This window comes from Aliamphritea hakodatensis, from assembly GCF_024347195.1.
Lineage (GTDB): Bacteria > Pseudomonadota > Gammaproteobacteria > Pseudomonadales > Balneatricaceae > Amphritea > Amphritea hakodatensis.
The window spans coordinates 2,280,047-2,297,628 of sequence record NZ_AP025281.1 but is presented as its reverse complement, the minus strand read 5'-3'; the positions used below and the strand labels follow the sequence as shown (position 1 = coordinate 2,297,628).

The window sequence follows — 17,582 nt, the reverse complement described above, 5'->3', positions numbered from 1 at the left end:
AGCGGGTATTTCCGGGTGTATGTTGCATAGTATTGTGACTCAATATTTTGTATCGTTAGTGTATTCATCTGCCGGGCGTCTTTGCCGGCAGGGACTATCAGACCGGCCAGTCAGGAACAGGTGATCAGATGAAGCTCGATATCCTCGGTTGCAGCGGCGGCATCGGAAAAGGACTCAAAACAACCACGTTTCTGGTCGACGATACCCTGTTGCTGGATGCCGGTACCGGTGTTGAGTCCCTGACCCTTGAGCATATGCTGCAAATCCGGACGGTTCTGATTACCCATGCCCATGTTGACCATATCACCGGCCTGCCGCTGATGCTGGCAACCATTTTCGATCAGCATCAGGCACCCGTGGATGTTTACGCCCTGCCGGAGGTTATCAGCGCCCTGCAAAACCATATTTTCAACTGGATCATCTGGCCGGACTACACCTGCCTGCCGGAAAAGAATCCAATTCTGCGTCTGCACCCGCTCAGCGTTGGCGATACCCTTCAGCTGGAAAACAAATCCGTTGAAGTATTACCGGCAGAGCACCCGACCCCCACGGTTGGTTACCTGCTGAGCAATGCCGCCACCAGCTTTGCTTTCAGTGGCGATAACGGCATTAATGACCGGCTCTGGCCGATCCTCAGTGAGCGCCGGCCGGACCTGCTGATTGTCGATGTCTCGTTTACCGATGACGTCGACGAACTGGCCCGGCTCAGCGGCCATCTGACACCCTCTCATCTGGCTGAAGAGCTCGGCCACTTCAGCCATAACTGCCCGGTCATGATTACCCACCTGAAGCCGGGCTTTGAAAGCGAAATCATGAACCGCTGTCAGGCACTGATGCCGCACCGGGACATTCGCAAACTGCAGCATGGCTGCCTCACATTGCCCCTGAAATAAACCCGCCTCTGTTTAAGGTGCCAGGCCACCGTCCTGCAACAGCGCCGTACCGGAGACTGTTGCCGGCGTTCCGTCGGGCATAACACCCGTCGCACCGTAACTGGTTATCGCACCTTCTGCCTGACTGCCCACCAGATTAACCGTCATCTGCCCGGACATATTTGTCTCAGTTTCCACCACCGTACAGGCACCGCCATAACAGGTACCTGAAAGCCCGATTTCACCGCCATCAAGCACACTGCTGAGGCTGGTATCAGCGCTGTCGATAAGGCTATAGGTGCGCACACCGGTACCATCGTTCACCTGTGCCACCACCGAAGTTTCTGTAATGGTCTGGGTATCCCAGTCAATCACCATATAGGTACCGTTATACAGTTGGCTTTCCTTCGCAACACTGGTGTCACCATAGCCAATCAGCGTCCCCGTCTGCCCGGTCTCAATCTGCGGTGGCGTCATCAGCGAGGAGCCCTGACCAAAGGTATAAAGATAGGATCCGGACTTTGCACCGGCAACAGCAGCCACTTCCGCCGCAGTGGTTAAACTGTCTGTATACATGAAACTGAAGCTTCCGCTGGTTTCCAGGGTTACGCCGTTGGACACCACCTCAAACCCGGAATCCCAGCGCCCCCAAGACACATTCGATGACCCGACACTGATGAAACCGGAATCTTTAACATCACTCAGCGAATCGGAACCGGTAAACAGGCAGGGCGAACACGCATCGGCTGACAGGCTGTCGGAATGTACAAACCGGATCCCGGTGACCATTTTTGAATCAATCATTGCGGCTGAGCGTTTCTCGATTTTGACCGCATCGTTGGCGTTTTTCAGCGACCCGGATTCGTTGCTGTTAAAGGCAACGGCAACCAGGCTGCCTTCAGGCGCCAGCACCGCATTGCCGGTGGGGTTCGGTGCCTGGGGGATTCTGCCTTCAGTTGACTCCGTCACTGTATCTGAGGGAGGAGTCGTAAGCTGAGGATCGGTGGCCGGTAAGGTTGCATCACTGCCTGATACATCAGCAGCGTCAATGTTCAGGGTTACTGAGCCGGTATCATCACTGACAGAGCTGCCACCAGCTGAGGCGTCGCCCGTGCCAGCATCTGCCGTTGTGTCTGCACCTTCCTGAGTTGTTTCACCGGCTGCGGTTTCTTCTCCGGCAGTGCCTTCAGACTCAGCAGCTGTATCGGAGTCGCCCGTGCCTTCTGAATCGTCACTTGCTTCAGATTCATCAGATTCTGAGGATTCTTCTGACTCTTCAGTATCCTCCTCAGAAGAGCCGTCTTCAGCAGAACCTTCACCAGTTTCGGTGGACGGCGGCGTTTCAAAAACCTGTATCGCCCCCTGGGTCTGGATCACGAACGAATTACCCGCAACAATATTCTCGCTGCGCGCACCTTCATTACCGGCAACATTAATTTCACCGCTGTTGACGGAACCGGTGACCGTTGTGCCTTTACTGATGATGACAAAATCCGTGCCCCGTATACCAATGGTCGCCACCGTGGTTTCCAGCCGGTAATCCTCTTTATCCACCTTACCGATCTGGCCTGACAGAGTACGCATGCCCCCCTTCAGCAACTTGTATATAGCCTTACCTTCGGTGGGCTCTGCTGCATCGAACCTGTATTCGGCAATTTTAAATTCTGTCTCTGAGCGCAACGACAGCCGGGAACCATCGGTGAAGCGCACTTGTAAACGCCCTTTTTTACCGGTCGTCAGTAAATCATCGGCATACACTTCAGCCTTACGGGCCAGCTTGCGTACCTGACCATCCGGCCCGGCCGCCTGATTCTGACCGATACTCAGAATGACTTTACCGACAACCTCTGCCGCAGCCACAGGGAACGGAGCCAGCAATACCACCAGCAGAAAAAAAGCAGATACAAACACAGCTTGCCCAAAAGGCGCTTGCGTTATTGCCCGTGCATATAACATGTCGCCACCTCATTTAAAGTCCCGGCGCAGACCGAAATTAATCTGCTCACGCCGGAAATCATTCAGTTCAATATTGGAGTCTGAATCGGCATAGCTGTAATTAGCCAGCAACGACCAGTCAGGTTTAAAGCGCCAATTCATATTCAGATTCAGCGCTGCATATTTATCTTTACGTTTTACGTTATAGATCCAGTGATCACCGGCATATTCACTGACCTGATACACCAGACTGGGCATGAGCGTCAGATCCTGAAGCGGAGTCAGCTGCACCCCCAGGCTGACACCATAGAAATTCCGGTCGACGTCCCCGTCGGCCAGAGTGCCTGGCTCATCGGGTTTTTCATTGCCGATAAAACCGCCCAGCACGTAAACCGGCTTCCAGTTACCCTCACCGGCATACAGGTAATTGCTGCCCAGGCTGTACTGCCGGGAGTCCCGCCACTCGCTGGATGCGTATTCAAGATCATTCACCGCCAGATAGGAACGCAGCAGGCTGCGGTTACTCAGTTGCCGGTTCCAGTCGACACTGAGGCCCATTAAATCCCGGTAGCCGTCCTCATCGAGCCGGTAGTCCTGGCGCACCGCATTCAGCTGATACTGATTTTTACCCTCATACCAGCGATGGCCAACTTTCAGGGTAAGGTTGGAATTGTCCTGTGCTTCTTCGGTGTCGTAATAGCGGATATCCAGACGGGATTCAAAAATCAGCGAGCGGTCTTCAGCATAGCGATGCTCAACATCCACACCGGCTTTCAGCGCCATAAAAGAATCCCCTCTGCCCAGTGCATCATCACTGAGTACCACGCGGGTCAGCTGGCTGCCCGGGGCAGAGTTAACATTGGAATCATATCCGGCATACAGTTCGATAAACCCCTGTACCCGGGTGAAGCGGTTCACCCTGCGCTTTTCGATCAGTGCAAGGTAACGGTCTATGCGGGTTAGGACCCGGGGAGGCGGATTTTTGGTTTTGACCGCATTAAACATGGCAGCGGCCTGATCAAACTTGCGCTGCTGGTAATAGCCCCGGGCCAGTTCAAGCCTGGCCAGCTGATTATCCGGCTCAACCAGCAACACCCGTTCCAGCGCAAACACCCCTTCTTCAAGGTGGAAGGTTTCAATGGCCGCCACGGCGTACTGAATATCAAACGCGGGGTCGCCTTCATACTCCGGCAACATTGTATTCGCCAACTGATACGCCTTTCCAAACTGGCCAGCGTCGACGAATTGGGAGAGTTCTTCAAGTGAAGCAAAGCAAACGCTGCTGAACAGGTTTGCTGCAGTAAGAAGACTCCCCGCAAGTAAGGGCTTTAAACGGCCCCTATGACTGGAAAAATACTGCAATCTCACACATGCATCCTTTCATTCAAAGACTGTTAACCATACTAACAATCCGGGAATAACAAGGCCATGTGTAACGCCACCACTCTGGGTAGCACAGGCCTGATCAGATCAACTGATCAAGCCATTGCTGACGCTCCGACGTACAGCTTCCCGCCAGCACAAAACCTTTCAGCATGCCGGCGGCATCCCGATACAGACTGCGCAGGCCATCCTCAGCGGTTTCTGTCTGCCACTCACCTTCAGCCCCGGTTTCCGGAGACTGAATGGTTAACGGCAGCGCCGGCGTTTTTACCACCACAGGCATAGGCGGATACTGCGCCATGGTTGGCCGGCCCAGAAGACAGTCTGCCAACGCACGGACGCCAAAGTTAATCGGCGCAATATACGGCAACACCCTGCCCTGCAGTTCGGCACAGTCACCCAACGCGTAAACATCGGCGACGTTAGTGCGCAGACCGCCGTTGACCTTAATACCCCGGCCACAGTCCACGCCGGCGGTTTGTGCCAGCTCAGTACGGGGTTTCAGGCCCACGGCCGAGATCACCAGATCAGCTTCAACAATTTCGCCGCTGGTCAGGGTCAGGCGGTAACCGCTGTCTGCCTGATCAACGATCTCAACGCTGGTCTGTAACTGCCAGCTGACACCCTGTGCGGAAAGTTTCGCCTGTAAGGCTTCACCCACCTGCCGGGGAATCAGCCCTTGCATAGCCCAGTCACCCAGGCCAACCACGGTCACATCCAGCCCCTGATTACTCAGATCATTAGCAAACTCGCAGCCGATCAGGCCATTACCGATAATGCAGACTTTTTTAGCCCCTTCCAGCCGGGTGCGCATGACCCGGTAATCCGTCAGATCATTCACGCTCAGCACATCTGCCGCGCCGCTGCCTGATAGTGGTAAGCGGATTGGCGCAGCGCCGGTAGTCAGAATCAGTTTACTGTAGGCCTGTTCGCCGATATCGGTATGCAGCATATGCACATCGGCGTCGATACGTTCAGCCTGCACCCGGGTATAGACACGGATATTCAGCCGCTGCTCTATCTGCAATGCAGTTTCAGTGACCAGTTCAGGGGCGGTTTTACCCCGGGTAAGCGCATTGGAAAGGCCCGGTTTGGAATAGTTAGCGCCATCATCAGAAGTAAACACAACAATCGGCTTCTGCGGGGCTTTTTCACGCAGCGTTTCCGCCAGGCTATATCCGGCAAAACCACTGCCGACGATAACCACCGGAGGTTCGTCGTTCAGTACCGCAGCCATTGGCGTATCAGCAGCAGGCTCAGCAGATGCAGCGGCGGCAGCTACCGGTGATTCAGTGATCTCAATCATTTCGAAGTCGGCCTTACCGACGCCACAGTCCGGACATAACCAGTCATCGGGGACGTCTTCCCAGCGGGTACCCGCCATGATGCCATCATCCGGCCAGCCTTTGGCCTCGTCGTAAATCAAACCACACACCACACAGAGCCATTTTCTCACGCGCTACTCCTCTCCCCGGAAACCCCTGTTTCCTCTGATTAAAACCAACAATTCTCTTTTTCGCCAGTAAAAACAATCAATTGTTCAGGAACTGACGTGAATACAAAAACACCCGGCGCAGCTGGATACGCCGGGCTGTTACATCAGGTCACACGGATTGCTACGTTCTTGGTGTGCACGTAGCTGTACAGTGCTTCCTGACCTTTTTCACGGCCGTAACCGGATAACTTAATGCCGCCAAACGGAGTTTCAATGCCCCCGGCATACCACTCGTTAACGAACACCTGACCGGCCTGCAGTTTACGGCTGGCCCGCATGGCACGCGTAAGGTCATGGGTAAAGACACCGGCCACCAGACCAAATTCGGTACCGTTGGCCAACGCCCAGGCTTCCTCTTCCGTATCAAACGGTGTAATGGCCAGCACCGGGCCGAATACTTCATCCCGGAAAATGCTCATCTCAGGGGTCACATCGGCAAATACGGTTGCTTCAAAAAAGTAACCCGGCCGCTGAGGCACATCTCCACCTGTTACCAAACGCGCACCTTCTTCTTTGGCACGGTTAACAATGCTGGCAACACGCTTTTGCTGATCCGCAGAGGCCAGTGGCGTCAGGTCAGCATTTTCCATGCCCGGCCCCATTTGCAGGCTTTCGGCCAGATCTTTCACCGCGGCGACCACCTGATCATAGACATCCCGCTGTACCAGCATGCGTGACATGGCAGAGCAGACTTGCCCGGCGTTAAAGAAAATACCCCATTTCACGCTGCTTAACAGCTGATCCATATCCGCATCATTAAACACCACCGCCGCAGACTTACCGCCCAGCTCCATCACGCACGGCAGTGCGCGGTCTGCTGCAGAACGCAAAATCGCCTGCCCGGTGGCTACCGAGCCGGTAAAGACAATCTGGTCGATCTCAGGATGAGCCACCAGCTGTGCACCGGTACTGTGGCCATAGCCATTGATGATACTCAGGGCACCCTCCGGTAAACCGGCATTCTGGCAAGCCTGAGCCAGCAGCAACATGGCGAGGGGGGTATTTTCCGGGGTTTTCACGACCACCGCGTTACCGGCCGCCAGCGCAGGGGCCAGCGAACGGGCGCAGATATCAACCGGAAAATTCCACGGCACGATTTGGGCTGACACGCCCATAGGTTCGTAATAGGTGAAATCGACGTAATCATTACCCAGTGGAATGGATTTACCTTCGATCTTATCCGCCATGCCGGCGTAGTATTCGAAGTATCGGGCCGCGGTGGTGAACTCACCCATGGCATCGTCCAGCGATTTACCGCTTTCCTGTACCAGAAGCAGCGCGCCTTCCTCCGCCAGCGCCCGGATCTCAGCGGCGATGCGGTAAAGAAGTTCAGCCCGGACCGCCGGACGGCAGTCGGTCAGTTCGCCGCTGGCCACACAGGCCCGGGCAGCCTTAACAGCCCGGTCGATATCGGCGGCATCAGCCGCCGCCATGCTGGCAAATACTTCGCCGGTTGCCGGGTCATATACGTCGATGCTTTCGCTGCCATCAACCCATTCGCCGGCAATGAAATTCTGCCAGTGTTTCACGTCTGTCATGGTTTACTCCAGTCTGTCTGCTTTCAGGCCATCGACTCAGCATAACGGTTAGCCACCCACTGGTGGAAGTGATGGGTCGGACCATCCAGTACCGGAGAGAATACACCGCCCTCAAATGCCGGAGATTTACGGCCGTTCTGCATGCCCTCTACCGCAAATACATCTTCGCCGAACACCACTTTCCAGCTTTCCAGTACGGATGTACGGCAGGCAGCATATTTATCACCACAGGCTTCTTCGCCCACATACGCCAACTGCAATTTTTCCAACGTTTTATTATTTGCCTGCGGCTGCAAAATGATTGAGAACACATGATCCGCCTGCACACCTAACAGCACATTCGGATATAGCGAGATGTATTCCGCCTGGCGGATCTTGTCCTGTGGCCAGTCGGTAAACTGTGGCAGGCTGGTACCGGCAACATCAGACAGGTTATAGGTATAGCTGCCCTGCCCCGACATGTTGTCGTTCACAATCAGGTTATAGTGCTGATCCAGCGGTGAGTAGGTATTCAGGCTCGGGTGAACCCAGGGCAGGTGGTAAGCCTCGCAGTAGTTTTCGACCGCCAGTTTCCAGTTCGCCATCACGGTCAGTTCCATGGCGCTGCCGGTCGGTGCGACATGCACCTTGTCGAAGCCACCGTTGCCGGTAAACTCTTCCCAGCGCTGTACCAGGGGCGTGATAAATTCTTCGAACGGCACACCGTCGCCGGACAGGTTGATAAATATAATGTCATTCCACATGGCTGAACGGACTTTACGCAGGCCATGCTTCTCACAGACAAAACCTTCCGCCTTGTGTACCCCAACGCCGCCGATATGTGGCGTCCCCTTCAAGTTACCGTTCAGGTCATATGTCCAGGAGTGATACGGGCAACGCACCATGCCTTCCACTTCGGTTTCTTCCCGCAGCAGAATCATGCCCCGGTGGCTGCAGATGTTATGAAAGACATTAATTTCGCCATCGCGGTTACGCATAATTGCCAGCGGTAACCCCATGAAGTCAACCGGCTTGGCAAAGCCTTTCTTGGGTAACTCGCTGCCAAAGGCCAGACCCGCCCAGGTTTTACCCAGCACGTTATCACGCTCGTACTCAAACATCGCCGGATCATCATACACCGCATTTGGCATGCCATTAGCTTCAGCGATAGGCTTACGAACGGCGTCCAGCGTCGCCAGAGGGATTTGCTGCATTGAATCAGTCATAAGTGTGCTCTCAACAGAACCGGCAAACATACAACAACCGGTGGATTCTTATTTTCAGGCACGCTGTACAGCCCTGCAGTATTGCACTGCTGATAAATGGCCAAAGCGATACCCTGTTTATCCGTCAATAGTAGCGGCGCACCGGGAAAGCTGACAAACGACTTATTCGCCCTTAACCCATTACAAAATGTAATAGATAATAAACAAGTTTGAAAAACCGGCAGAAAGCCTCTAAATTGCCTGATTATAAAAGGATATGTGGTCATCAGTACTTACCTTCCAAACGGGTCAGCACAGTAATAATTCAAAAAAAACGCCACGATCTATTACAAAAAATAACAATAAGAGCCTGTTGAATTCTATGCGCATCACCCCCCTGCCACCACTGAACAGCCTGGTGGTATTTGAATCCGCCGCCCGGCACCTGAGTTTCACCCGTGCTGCTGACGAGCTTAATGTGACTCAGGGTGCCATCAGCCGTCAGATCCGCCATCTGGAAGACTATCTGGGCCGCAAACTGTTCATCCGCGATAAACGCAGCCTCAGCCTCACCAGCACCGGCATGGAATACTACGACAGCATTCAGCAATCCCTGTTACTGGTCGCCGGTGCTACCGGGAATATTTTGCAATGGCAGGGTGATCAGCAGGTTACCGTGGTAACAACCCATGCAATGGCCTCTTTCTGGCTACTGCCCAGATTCAACGCCTTTCAGGAACTGCATCCGGACATCGACGTACGCATACTGGCGGTAGACTCCCTGAAAGACATCCGCCACAACGAATTCGATATCGCCCTGTTTTTCTGCCACGAAGCTCCGGCAGACCTCTCCGCAACCCCATTATTTGCCGAAAATGTCTTCCCGGTATGCAGTCCGGGCTACCTGGAAAAGAATCCGCATATAAGCCAGACAGAAGACATGCTTAAAGGCACCCTGCTAACCCTTGAAGTGGGGGAAGAATGGCTCAGCTGGCAAGCCTGGTTCCGGGCCTGCAGCATCGAATACAGAGCAGACGCAGGCCCGCGGATGAACATCAACAACTACCTGCTGGTAATCCAGTCAGCCCTGAACGGCCAGGGCCTGGCGCTGGGGTGGGAAAATCTGGTGGATGACTATCTGGCCAGCGGCCTGCTGGTGAAACCGGTAAGCACCAGCGTAGAAACCACCTCCCAGTTCCTGATGCTGGAACCTGAACAGACCGCCCGCCCCAAGCAGGGCGCAGAGTATTTCAGAAAGTGGCTGTTATCGTTAATCTGATAACCAACTATTTAAGATTTGTCCAGAGACCGTCAATGTCGGCACATACGATAAAGAAAGGATTAAGAAGTGTATCCGGCCTCGTATTGTACAGCAGAGGATCCAGACCAGGGTACTGCAAAACCTTACCTCCAGCGGCTTCAACAACAGCATGAGCAGCTGCGGTATCCCATTCGCTGGTCAACCCCAAACGAGGATAAAGATCCGCTTTCCCTTCGGCTACAAGACAAAGCTTCAGCGAACTTCCCATCGATACAACTTCTGTTTTCGGCAAGCCTTTTACAAATGATTTAAAGGCATCTGACTGATGAGAGCGACTGCCGACAACGCGCCATACCTGCCCTTCAGCTGGTACAGGTGATACCTCTATCGGCGTAACCTTTCCGGCTTCCTCTTTATACGCACCCTTTACATCACCCCAGTACGTCACATTCAGTGCAGGCGCATAAACGACGCCAAAAACAGCTCTGCCGTTGTCAATCAAAGCAATATTAACGGTGAATTCACCATTCTTCTTGACGAATTCCTTGGTGCCGTCAAGAGGATCGATAAGCCAATACGTTTTCCAGGAGATCCTGTCCTGATGTTCTTCATTCACAGACTCTTCAGAAAGCACCGGAATCTCAGGCGTAAGCGCTTTAAGACCTGCCACAATACAGTTATGCGACGCCAGATCAGCCTCAGTTAACGGGCTTTCATCCTGCTTATCGTAAATAACGAAGTCCCGTTGATATATTTCCATAATCGCATCGCCAGCCTTTTTCGCCAAAGCAATGACCTCATCATTCTCAAACATGACTTCCCTTCTCGTTATTCAAAATACACGCAGTCATACTCATTTTTTCCACTACTAATAACCTCGGAATCCACAGACCGACACAAAAACAAAACAAGGACATAAAATGTTTAACACCAACTGATTGTCAGAATACCTAGAATTTAATATCATCTCAATTCTTAATGACGGACCGGCCTCATGAGCGCAAAAAGACTTTCACCAATTGAACTTAACAAGCTGCGTAGAATAGCGGTACAACTGCGCCTTACAGGTGAAACACTCGCCTCAGTTAAATCTAAAACCGGACTATCTCACCCCACCATTATTTCAGCTCATAAATGTTTTATAGATGGAGGATGGGAAGCGGTTAATACACGACAACGTGGCCGCCCAAAACAAAACGCTGAAAGCACGACCCCACCCGAAGACTGCCTGTCATTCATCATAAATAACTCACCAGCTTCCACAGGCTTATGGACAAATATCAGCGTTAAGCAATGGTTTCAGGATTATCACAACCAGATCATCACTACAAAAACCGTGAATCGTCATCTGAAAAGCTGGGGGATTTCAGCACCTGAGAGCACAGCCGACCTGAGAACAGCTCAGGCATGGCTGAGTCATTACCATCCTCAGTCGGATCCGGAACATAAAATCGCTGATGAATACAAAAAAGTTCTGAAAGGTGGCATTGGACTTATAAAATACCCCTGCCCCCATACACACAAGACAATAGAAGGCACTTTTGTATACGCAGAAGACTTCAGAGGTAAACTGTACTGGCTGGCAAAAAAAGGCAGACCAGATACACAACTGATAATAGAGTTTCTTACCAGACTTAACGAAAAATTCCGTCAGAAACTCCTGCTATCATTTCATAGCTACTCTCTTAATCGGTTTCAACAAATAAACGTACAGCGTCAACAATTCAAAAACATTTTGCTGTTAACCCATTCGAACACCGTAGGCCAACTGTCTCAGCCCCTATTACCGGCAGCTGAAACACAACGCACAGCAACGCATCACAATCAGTCATATGTGAGGAACACAATGGCACTTACACACTTAGAAAGACTGGAAGCAGAAAGTATTCAGATAATGCGCGAAGTCGTCTCTAAATCTGAAAACCCAGTCATGCTTTACTCCATAGGCAAAGATAGCGCTGTCATGCTTCACCTGGCAATAAAAGCATTCTACCCTTCAAAGCCGCCATTCCCTTTACTTCACGTAGATACCGGCTGGAAGTTCCGGGACATGTACACATTCCGCGATAAATTGGTGAAGAAACTGGGGCTAGAGCTCATTACTTACAAAAACCCGGAAGGCGTTGAAAAAGACATTAACCCCTTCACCCATGGTTCGGCACTACACACCGATATTATGAAAACCGAAGGCCTTAAGCAGGCGCTGGATAAATACAAATTTGATGCTGCCTTCGGGGGTGCCCGTCGAGACGAAGAAAAGTCCCGGGCTAAAGAACGTATCTTCTCATTTCGCACAGCCGACCACCGCTGGGACCCAAAAAATCAGCGGCCTGAGTTATGGAAAAATTACAACGCAAATAAACGCCAGGGAGAGTCTATCCGAGTCTTCCCACTATCTAACTGGACTGAGCTGGATATCTGGCAATACATCTATCAGGAAGAAATCCCTATTGTTCCGTTATATCTCGCCGCTGAACGCCCGGTTGTAGAGCGGGACGGAACGCTTATCATGGTTGATGATGAGCGCATGCCCCTGCAGCCAGATGAAATACCTGTCATGCAAAAAGTACGTTTCAGAACACTTGGCTGCTATCCGCTGACAGGCGCAGTGGAATCAGACGCCGATACACTCCCAGCAATCATCCAGGAAATGCTCCTGTCTAAAACGTCTGAAAGACAAGGCCGAATGATCGATCACGACTCCGCAGCCTCCATGGAGAAAAAGAAGCAAGAAGGATACTTCTAATGACACACTCATCTGACCTGATTTCAGAAGATATTGTTCAGTACCTGCACAATCATGAACAAAAAAGTCTTTTGCGTTTTATCACCTGCGGCAGCGTTGACGACGGTAAAAGCACCTTAATCGGCCGTCTGTTATTTGAATCAAAACTTTTATTTGAAGACCAGCTTCAGGCTGTAGAGGCAGAATCTAAAAAATTTGGCACCCAGGGTGATCAGATTGACTTCGCCCTGCTGGTTGACGGCCTTGCCGCTGAACGTGAGCAAGGCATTACAATTGACGTAGCATATCGGTTTTTCTCAACAGATAAACGCAAGTTTATTGTTGCTGATACTCCGGGGCATGAGCAATACACCCGGAACATGGTTACCGGAGCCTCCACTGCAGATGCTGCTATTCTGATGGTAGATGCCCGCAAAGGTATCCTGACCCAGACCCGCCGACACAGTTATCTGGTATCTCTGATTGGCATTCGCCATATTGTTGTTGCTATAAATAAAATGGATCTGGTGAATTACTCTGAAGACACATTCACTACCATAATGGATGAATACAGCGAATTTGCTAAACAGATTGGCATTGAGCAGGTTAGTTTTATTCCAATGTCGGCACTGGCGGGCGACAATATCACCGAACCAAGCAGCAACATGCCATGGTATCACGGTACAACCCTGATGGGTTATCTGGAAACTGTTCAGATAGACGACGAACATATGCAGAAATCGCCTTTCCGCATGGCCGTACAGTGGGTTAACCGTCCGAATTTAGATTTCAGAGGATTCTCCGGACAAATTGCCAGCGGCATCATCAAACCCGGAGATAAGATCCGCACTTTGCCCTCCGGTAAAGCAAGCAAAATCGATAAGATCAGCACCTACAACGGTGACCTTGAACAGGCCGTTGCCGGCCAGTCTGTGACGCTGACACTTGAGGACGAGATCGATATATCCAGGGGGGATGTTATTACCTCTGCCTCGGAACCTGCATCAATCGGCAAACAGTTTGAAACGACTATTATCTGGATGCATGAAGACGCATTACTGCCCGGTCGTGCTTACCTGCTGCAAACAGGCACTAAAACGGTCACAGCAACAATCACTGATATAAAATACCAGGTTAACATTAATACAATGGAACATCTGGCTGCCAAGCGCCTGGAACTGAACGCTATTGGTGAATGTAATATCAGCCTGGATCAGGACATTGCTTTTGATCCCTACAAAGAAAACAAGGACACCGGCAACTTCATTCTTATTGACAGGATGACTAACAACACGGTAGGTGCAGGTCTGATCAACTTCGCACTGCGCAGAAGCACCAATATCACCAAGCAACATGTCGATATTGATAAACAAACCCGGGCAGATCTGAAGTCACAGAAGCCATGCATTGTTTGGATGACGGGCCTTTCCGGCTCAGGAAAATCAACCATTGCCAACCTGGTTGAAAAGAAACTCGTTGCAGCCGGTCACCACACCTACTTGCTGGATGGTGATAATGTTCGTCACGGCCTCAACAAAGATCTTGGTTTTACTGATCAGGACCGTGTCGAGAACATCCGTCGAATTTCGGAAGTCGCCAAATTAATGGTAGATGCAGGCCTGATCGTTCTCACAGCGTTTATCTCACCGTTCCGCTCAGAAAGACGAATGGCAAGAGAAATTGTCGGGGACGGTGAATTCATAGAAGTGTTTGTAAATACCCCATTAGAAATCGCAGAAGACCGGGACGTTAAAGGGCTTTATAAAAAAGCACGTCGCGGAGAACTGAAAAACTTTACCGGTATCGATTCCCCATATGAAGAGCCCGAAAGTCCGGAGTGCAACATTCATACGGCAGAGATGACACCTGATGAAGCTGCTGATGAAATAATGGAAGCACTTAAAGCCAGAAATATTATTTAATCAAATTATAAGATGCTGCCCCTGATGGGCAGCACTTTCATAACTTTCAACCTTACGTTCGCCCGAATCATAGGAAACCGATGCCATGAAAATTCGTATTTTCAATGGCTGATCTGATTAACTCACTAAACCATTGAACAACACTGGCCGCATTAAGAACACGCCTGGTTCCTGCCCAGCGGATAAACATCAACAACTAATTGTTGGTAATCCAGTCAGCCCTGAACGGCCAGGGTCTGGCGCTGGGATAGGAAAATCTGGTGGATGACTATCTGGCCAGTGGCCTGCTGGTAAAACCGGTAAGCACCAGCGTAGAAACCACCTCCCGGTTCCTGATGCTGGAACCGGAACAGACTGCCCCAAGCAGGGCGCAGAGTATTTCAGAAAGTGGCTGTTATCGCTGATATAACAATTATCAGTAGCACGAAAAATCTGTATAATTTTGCCTGGAAAAATGGATACCACACCTAAGGTATAAGGGCACAACATGACAATCCTGGTTACCGGCGGTGCCGGCTATATTGGCAGCCATACCTGCGTAGAGCTGATTCAGGCCGGCTACGACGTACTCATCCTCGATAACTTCAGTAACGCAAAACCGGAAGTCCTTAACCGCATTGAGAGCATCACAGGTACCCGTCCCGGCCTTGTTGAAGGTGACGTAGCAGATGCAGAACTGCTGAACGTCATCTTCAGAGAAAATAACATTGAAGCTGTGATCCACTTCGCCGGCTATAAAGCCGTGGGGGAATCCATGGCCTTTCCGCTGAAGTATTATCAAAATAATCTGGCAGCCACCATTACACTTTGCGAAGTCATGGCGGCACATGAATGCTTCAGGTTTGTGTTCAGTTCTTCAGCGACTGTATACGGTGAACCTGACACCCCGGCACTGCAGGAAGACTTCCCGCTTCGCCCGGCTAACACCTATGGACGTACTAAGTTCATGGTAGAAGAAGTGTTACGGGATGCGACGCTGGCAGACAAACGTTGGGACACTGCTTTACTGCGTTACTTTAACCCGGTTGGCGCACACCATACCGGTAAAATCGGGGAAGACCCTGAAGGTATTCCTAACAATCTGATGCCATATGTAGCACAGGTTGCCAGCGGTAAACTGGACTGCCTGAGCATTTTTGGTAACGACTATCCTACTCCGGATGGCACGGGTATTCGTGACTACATCCATGTAGTAGACCTCGCGCAGGGACATGTAACAGCACTGCAAAAAATCACTAAAGACTCAGGTAAACACGGTTGCGTTGCCTATAATCTGGGAACGGGTCACGGATACTCAGTTCTCGACGTAGTGAATACCTTCCAAAGGGTTACAAACAAAACCATTAATTATAAATTTGCAGAACGCCGGGCCGGTGACATCGCCGAATTCTTTGCCGACCCTGCATTTACCGAAAAAGAGTTAGGCTGGAAAACCAAGTATAACCTTGATGAAATGGTAAGAGACCACTGGAACTGGCAAAAGCAGAATCCACTGGGATATTAAACACTCTCCAGCGCATAAATAAACCGGCGAAATGCCGGTTTTTCTTTTATTCGTTTCGCGCCAACAATAGGAAACCGATGCCGTGAAAATTCGTATTTTCAACGGATTATCAGATCAAGCCTCTAGCCATTAAAAAGCACCGAGCGCATTGAGAACGAGCCGGCCTCAAAGCCTTCTGCGAAGTACTCCGCCTGCTCGGCTTCATAGGCACTGGCAGCCACATACAACAATGGCAGATAGTGCTCCGGTGTGGGTACCGACATCTGCGCCGCGCGGCCATACCGGAGGTAATCTGCCAGTGCGGCGTATTCCCGGTTGTTGATCCGCTGAGTCACCTGATCATCAAAATATTTTGCCCAGTCGTGCACCACATGAGTACGGCCCATACGGTAATCCTGCTGCCAACTGCGCATGTTATGGGTAATGTTGCCTGACCCGATGATCATCACCCCCTGTTCCCGCAGCTGACGAAGTTCCTGCCCCAGCGCATAGTGTGCTGCAGCATTCATATTGCGCGACAGACTGAACTGAAACACCGGCACATCCGCTTTTGGGAACAGGCGCATCAGCACGCACCAGGCACCGTGATCCAGCCCCTGACGGGGATCGGCTATTACCGGCTGGGAGAGAATTGCCTTCGTCAGGCCAGCGGCGATTTCCGGTGCACCCCGCGCCGGGTAATTCTGCTGATACATTTGATCCGGGAAGCCGTAAAAATCGTAAATCATGGCAGGGTTTTCAGCTACAGAAACTGCCACACCACGGGTTTCCCAGTGGGCCGAAACCATCAGGATTGCCCGGGGTTTTGCCTCTGCTGAATCAAAACGTGCTGCCAGCGTATCCCAGTCCCGGGTGAAGCGGTTATCCTGCAGGATATTCATCGGGTCACCATGGCCGATAAACAGCGCCGGCGCCTTCCTGCCCGTATTATCCGGATTTAGCCCGCCAACAGAACCGGCTTCAGTGGCCGGTTCTTCAGCACTCCAGGCAGGCAAGGCAGATAAAGCAGCCCAAAGACCGGCCAGGCCGGTAAAACGTCGGCGGGATACAGGCATAAGCACCTCATCAGTAAATATATTAAGTAATTCAGCATTCACTGTATCCACTGATCAGACATTCATCTAATGCATAATGATTATTTCCATCATGCGCCATGCATATAAAAATAATGATTTATTCACCATTACGACCATTTATACCTGCTCCCGCAGCCGGGTGCCGTTTACTTTGCGCAGTGCCCCCGATACCATCTTTGTTAATACATTAATTACTTTTAAGCGATGACTTATGCGCAAGTTTGAAGACTCATTACCCCTTCAACTTCTCCGGGCACGGGAAGCCACCATGCTGTTCTTCCGGCCCCTGCTTCATGACAACTCTTTAACTGAACAGCAATGGCGGATTTTACGGGCGTTGTATAACTATAAGGAGCTGGAGTCCAAGGAACTGGCAAAACGCTGCTGCATTCTGAGCCCCAGCCTGACCGGTATACTGAAACGGCTGGCACAACAGGGTTATATCCAGCGCCGTAAGTGCCATGAAGACCAGCGCCGGGCACTCATCAGCCTGACCGACAAAGCCTACGACCTGTTCGAGCGCCTGAGCCCTGAGGTAGAAGCCGCCTATGCCGCCTTTATCGAGCGCTACAGTGAAGACAAGCTTGAAGAACTGATGGGCATGCTTAAAGAGCTTTCCGAACTGGAACCCTGAACAACTCTGCTGATATACCCGCCGGGCACGTTTCAGCTCAGTCTGTTACACAT

At 51.4% G+C, this 17,582-nt stretch carries 14 protein-coding genes and 1 pseudogene; 7 read left to right on the top strand and 8 right to left on the bottom strand.

Annotated features, from left to right (window positions below; all coding sequences use genetic code 11):
• Positions 1-128: 128 nt before the first annotated feature.
• Positions 129-893, top strand: coding sequence for an MBL fold metallo-hydrolase (locus PCI15_RS10520; RefSeq protein ID WP_271274289.1), 765 nt, complete (start codon positions 129-131; stop codon positions 891-893).
• Positions 894-905: 12 nt separating this feature from the next.
• Here the strand turns inward: PCI15_RS10520 and PCI15_RS10515 are convergent, their stop codons facing one another.
• From PCI15_RS10515 to PCI15_RS10495, 6 genes and pseudogenes are all read right to left on the bottom strand, one after another.
• Positions 906-2,783 carry a FecR domain-containing protein gene (locus PCI15_RS10515; protein ID WP_271274288.1) on the bottom strand — a complete coding sequence of 626 codons (1,878 nt, stop codon included), beginning with the start codon at positions 2,781-2,783 and terminating at the stop codon, positions 906-908.
• A gap of 54 nt (positions 2,784-2,837) precedes the next feature.
• The gene (locus tag PCI15_RS10510; RefSeq protein ID WP_271274287.1) at positions 2,838-4,016 is read right to left on the bottom strand and encodes a porin family protein; all 1,179 of its coding nucleotides are present in this window, start codon (positions 4,014-4,016) and stop codon (positions 2,838-2,840) included.
• A 256-nt stretch (positions 4,017-4,272) separates the two neighbouring features.
• Positions 4,273-5,427, bottom strand: a complete 1,155-nt coding sequence (locus PCI15_RS10505) for an FAD-dependent oxidoreductase (RefSeq protein ID WP_336296748.1) — start codon at positions 5,425-5,427, stop codon at positions 4,273-4,275.
• Between the two features lie 57 nt (positions 5,428-5,484).
• Positions 5,485-5,646, bottom strand: a pseudogene (locus tag PCI15_RS23680) (rubredoxin); the annotation flags it as partial.
• 143 nt (positions 5,647-5,789) lie between these two features.
• Positions 5,790-7,223 carry an aldehyde dehydrogenase family protein gene (locus PCI15_RS10500; protein ID WP_271274285.1) on the bottom strand — a complete coding sequence of 478 codons (1,434 nt, stop codon included), beginning with the start codon at positions 7,221-7,223 and terminating at the stop codon, positions 5,790-5,792.
• Positions 7,224-7,246: 23 nt separating this feature from the next.
• Positions 7,247-8,428 (bottom strand): aromatic ring-hydroxylating oxygenase subunit alpha, encoded by a 1,182-nt coding sequence (locus PCI15_RS10495; protein ID WP_271274284.1) that lies wholly within the window; start codon positions 8,426-8,428, stop codon positions 7,247-7,249.
• 361 nt (positions 8,429-8,789) lie between these two features.
• Between PCI15_RS10495 and PCI15_RS10490 the strand changes: the two genes are divergently transcribed.
• Positions 8,790-9,686 carry a LysR substrate-binding domain-containing protein gene (locus PCI15_RS10490; protein WP_271274283.1) on the top strand — a complete coding sequence of 299 codons (897 nt, stop codon included), beginning with the start codon at positions 8,790-8,792 and terminating at the stop codon, positions 9,684-9,686.
• A 7-nt stretch (positions 9,687-9,693) separates the two neighbouring features.
• Here the strand turns inward: PCI15_RS10490 and cysQ are convergent, their stop codons facing one another.
• The gene (gene cysQ, locus PCI15_RS10485) at positions 9,694-10,482 is read right to left on the bottom strand and encodes a 3'(2'),5'-bisphosphate nucleotidase CysQ (RefSeq protein ID WP_271274282.1); all 789 of its coding nucleotides are present in this window, start codon (positions 10,480-10,482) and stop codon (positions 9,694-9,696) included.
• Between the two features lie 180 nt (positions 10,483-10,662).
• Between cysQ and cysD the strand changes: the two genes are divergently transcribed.
• The 4 genes from cysD to galE all read left to right on the top strand — a co-directional run bounded on the left by cysD (position 10,663) and on the right by galE (position 15,819).
• Positions 10,663-12,414 (top strand): sulfate adenylyltransferase subunit CysD, encoded by a 1,752-nt coding sequence (gene cysD / locus PCI15_RS10480; RefSeq protein ID WP_271274281.1) that lies wholly within the window; start codon positions 10,663-10,665, stop codon positions 12,412-12,414.
• Entirely contained in the window at positions 12,414-14,315 is a 1,902-nt protein-coding gene (cysN, locus tag PCI15_RS10475; protein WP_271274280.1) for a sulfate adenylyltransferase subunit CysN, read from the top strand. Before cysD ends, cysN begins: the two co-directional genes overlap by 1 nt.
• A 260-nt stretch (positions 14,316-14,575) precedes the next feature.
• Positions 14,576-14,719 carry a hypothetical protein gene (locus tag PCI15_RS10470; protein ID WP_271274279.1) on the top strand — a complete coding sequence of 48 codons (144 nt, stop codon included), beginning with the start codon at positions 14,576-14,578 and terminating at the stop codon, positions 14,717-14,719.
• 83 nt (positions 14,720-14,802) lie between these two features.
• Positions 14,803-15,819, top strand: coding sequence for a UDP-glucose 4-epimerase GalE (galE, locus tag PCI15_RS10465; RefSeq protein WP_271274278.1), 1,017 nt, complete (start codon positions 14,803-14,805; stop codon positions 15,817-15,819).
• Between the two features lie 122 nt (positions 15,820-15,941).
• Here the strand turns inward: galE and ygiD are convergent, their stop codons facing one another.
• Positions 15,942-16,874 (bottom strand): 4,5-DOPA-extradiol-dioxygenase, encoded by a 933-nt coding sequence (ygiD, locus tag PCI15_RS10460; RefSeq protein WP_271274277.1) that lies wholly within the window; start codon positions 16,872-16,874, stop codon positions 15,942-15,944.
• A 232-nt stretch (positions 16,875-17,106) separates the two neighbouring features.
• Here ygiD and hpaR point away from each other — a divergent pair, with 232 nt between their 5' ends.
• Positions 17,107-17,529 (top strand): homoprotocatechuate degradation operon regulator HpaR, encoded by a 423-nt coding sequence (hpaR, locus tag PCI15_RS10455; RefSeq protein ID WP_271274276.1) that lies wholly within the window; start codon positions 17,107-17,109, stop codon positions 17,527-17,529.
• The last annotated feature ends 53 nt before the right edge of the window (positions 17,530-17,582 follow it).

Bases quoted from the DNA above. Each gene is read 5' to 3' on its own strand.
- PCI15_RS10520 (WP_271274289.1), top strand. From the start codon at position 129: ATGAAGCTCGATATCCTCGGTTGCAGCGGCGGCATCGGAAAAGGACTC.
- PCI15_RS10505 (WP_336296748.1), bottom strand. From the start codon at position 5,427: ATGGCTGCGGTACTGAACGACGAACCTCCGGTGGTTATCGTCGGCAGT.
- PCI15_RS10500 (WP_271274285.1), bottom strand. From the start codon at position 7,223: ATGACAGACGTGAAACACTGGCAGAATTTCATTGCCGGCGAATGGGTT.
- PCI15_RS10495 (WP_271274284.1), bottom strand. From the start codon at position 8,428: ATGACTGATTCAATGCAGCAAATCCCTCTGGCGACGCTGGACGCCGTT.
- PCI15_RS10490 (WP_271274283.1), top strand. From the start codon at position 8,790: ATGCGCATCACCCCCCTGCCACCACTGAACAGCCTGGTGGTATTTGAA.
- cysQ (WP_271274282.1), bottom strand. From the start codon at position 10,482: ATGTTTGAGAATGATGAGGTCATTGCTTTGGCGAAAAAGGCTGGCGAT.
- cysD (WP_271274281.1), top strand. From the start codon at position 10,663: ATGAGCGCAAAAAGACTTTCACCAATTGAACTTAACAAGCTGCGTAGA.
- cysN (WP_271274280.1), top strand. From the start codon at position 12,414: ATGACACACTCATCTGACCTGATTTCAGAAGATATTGTTCAGTACCTG.
- galE (WP_271274278.1), top strand. From the start codon at position 14,803: ATGACAATCCTGGTTACCGGCGGTGCCGGCTATATTGGCAGCCATACC.
- ygiD (WP_271274277.1), bottom strand. From the start codon at position 16,874: ATGCCTGTATCCCGCCGACGTTTTACCGGCCTGGCCGGTCTTTGGGCT.
- hpaR (WP_271274276.1), top strand. From the start codon at position 17,107: ATGCGCAAGTTTGAAGACTCATTACCCCTTCAACTTCTCCGGGCACGG.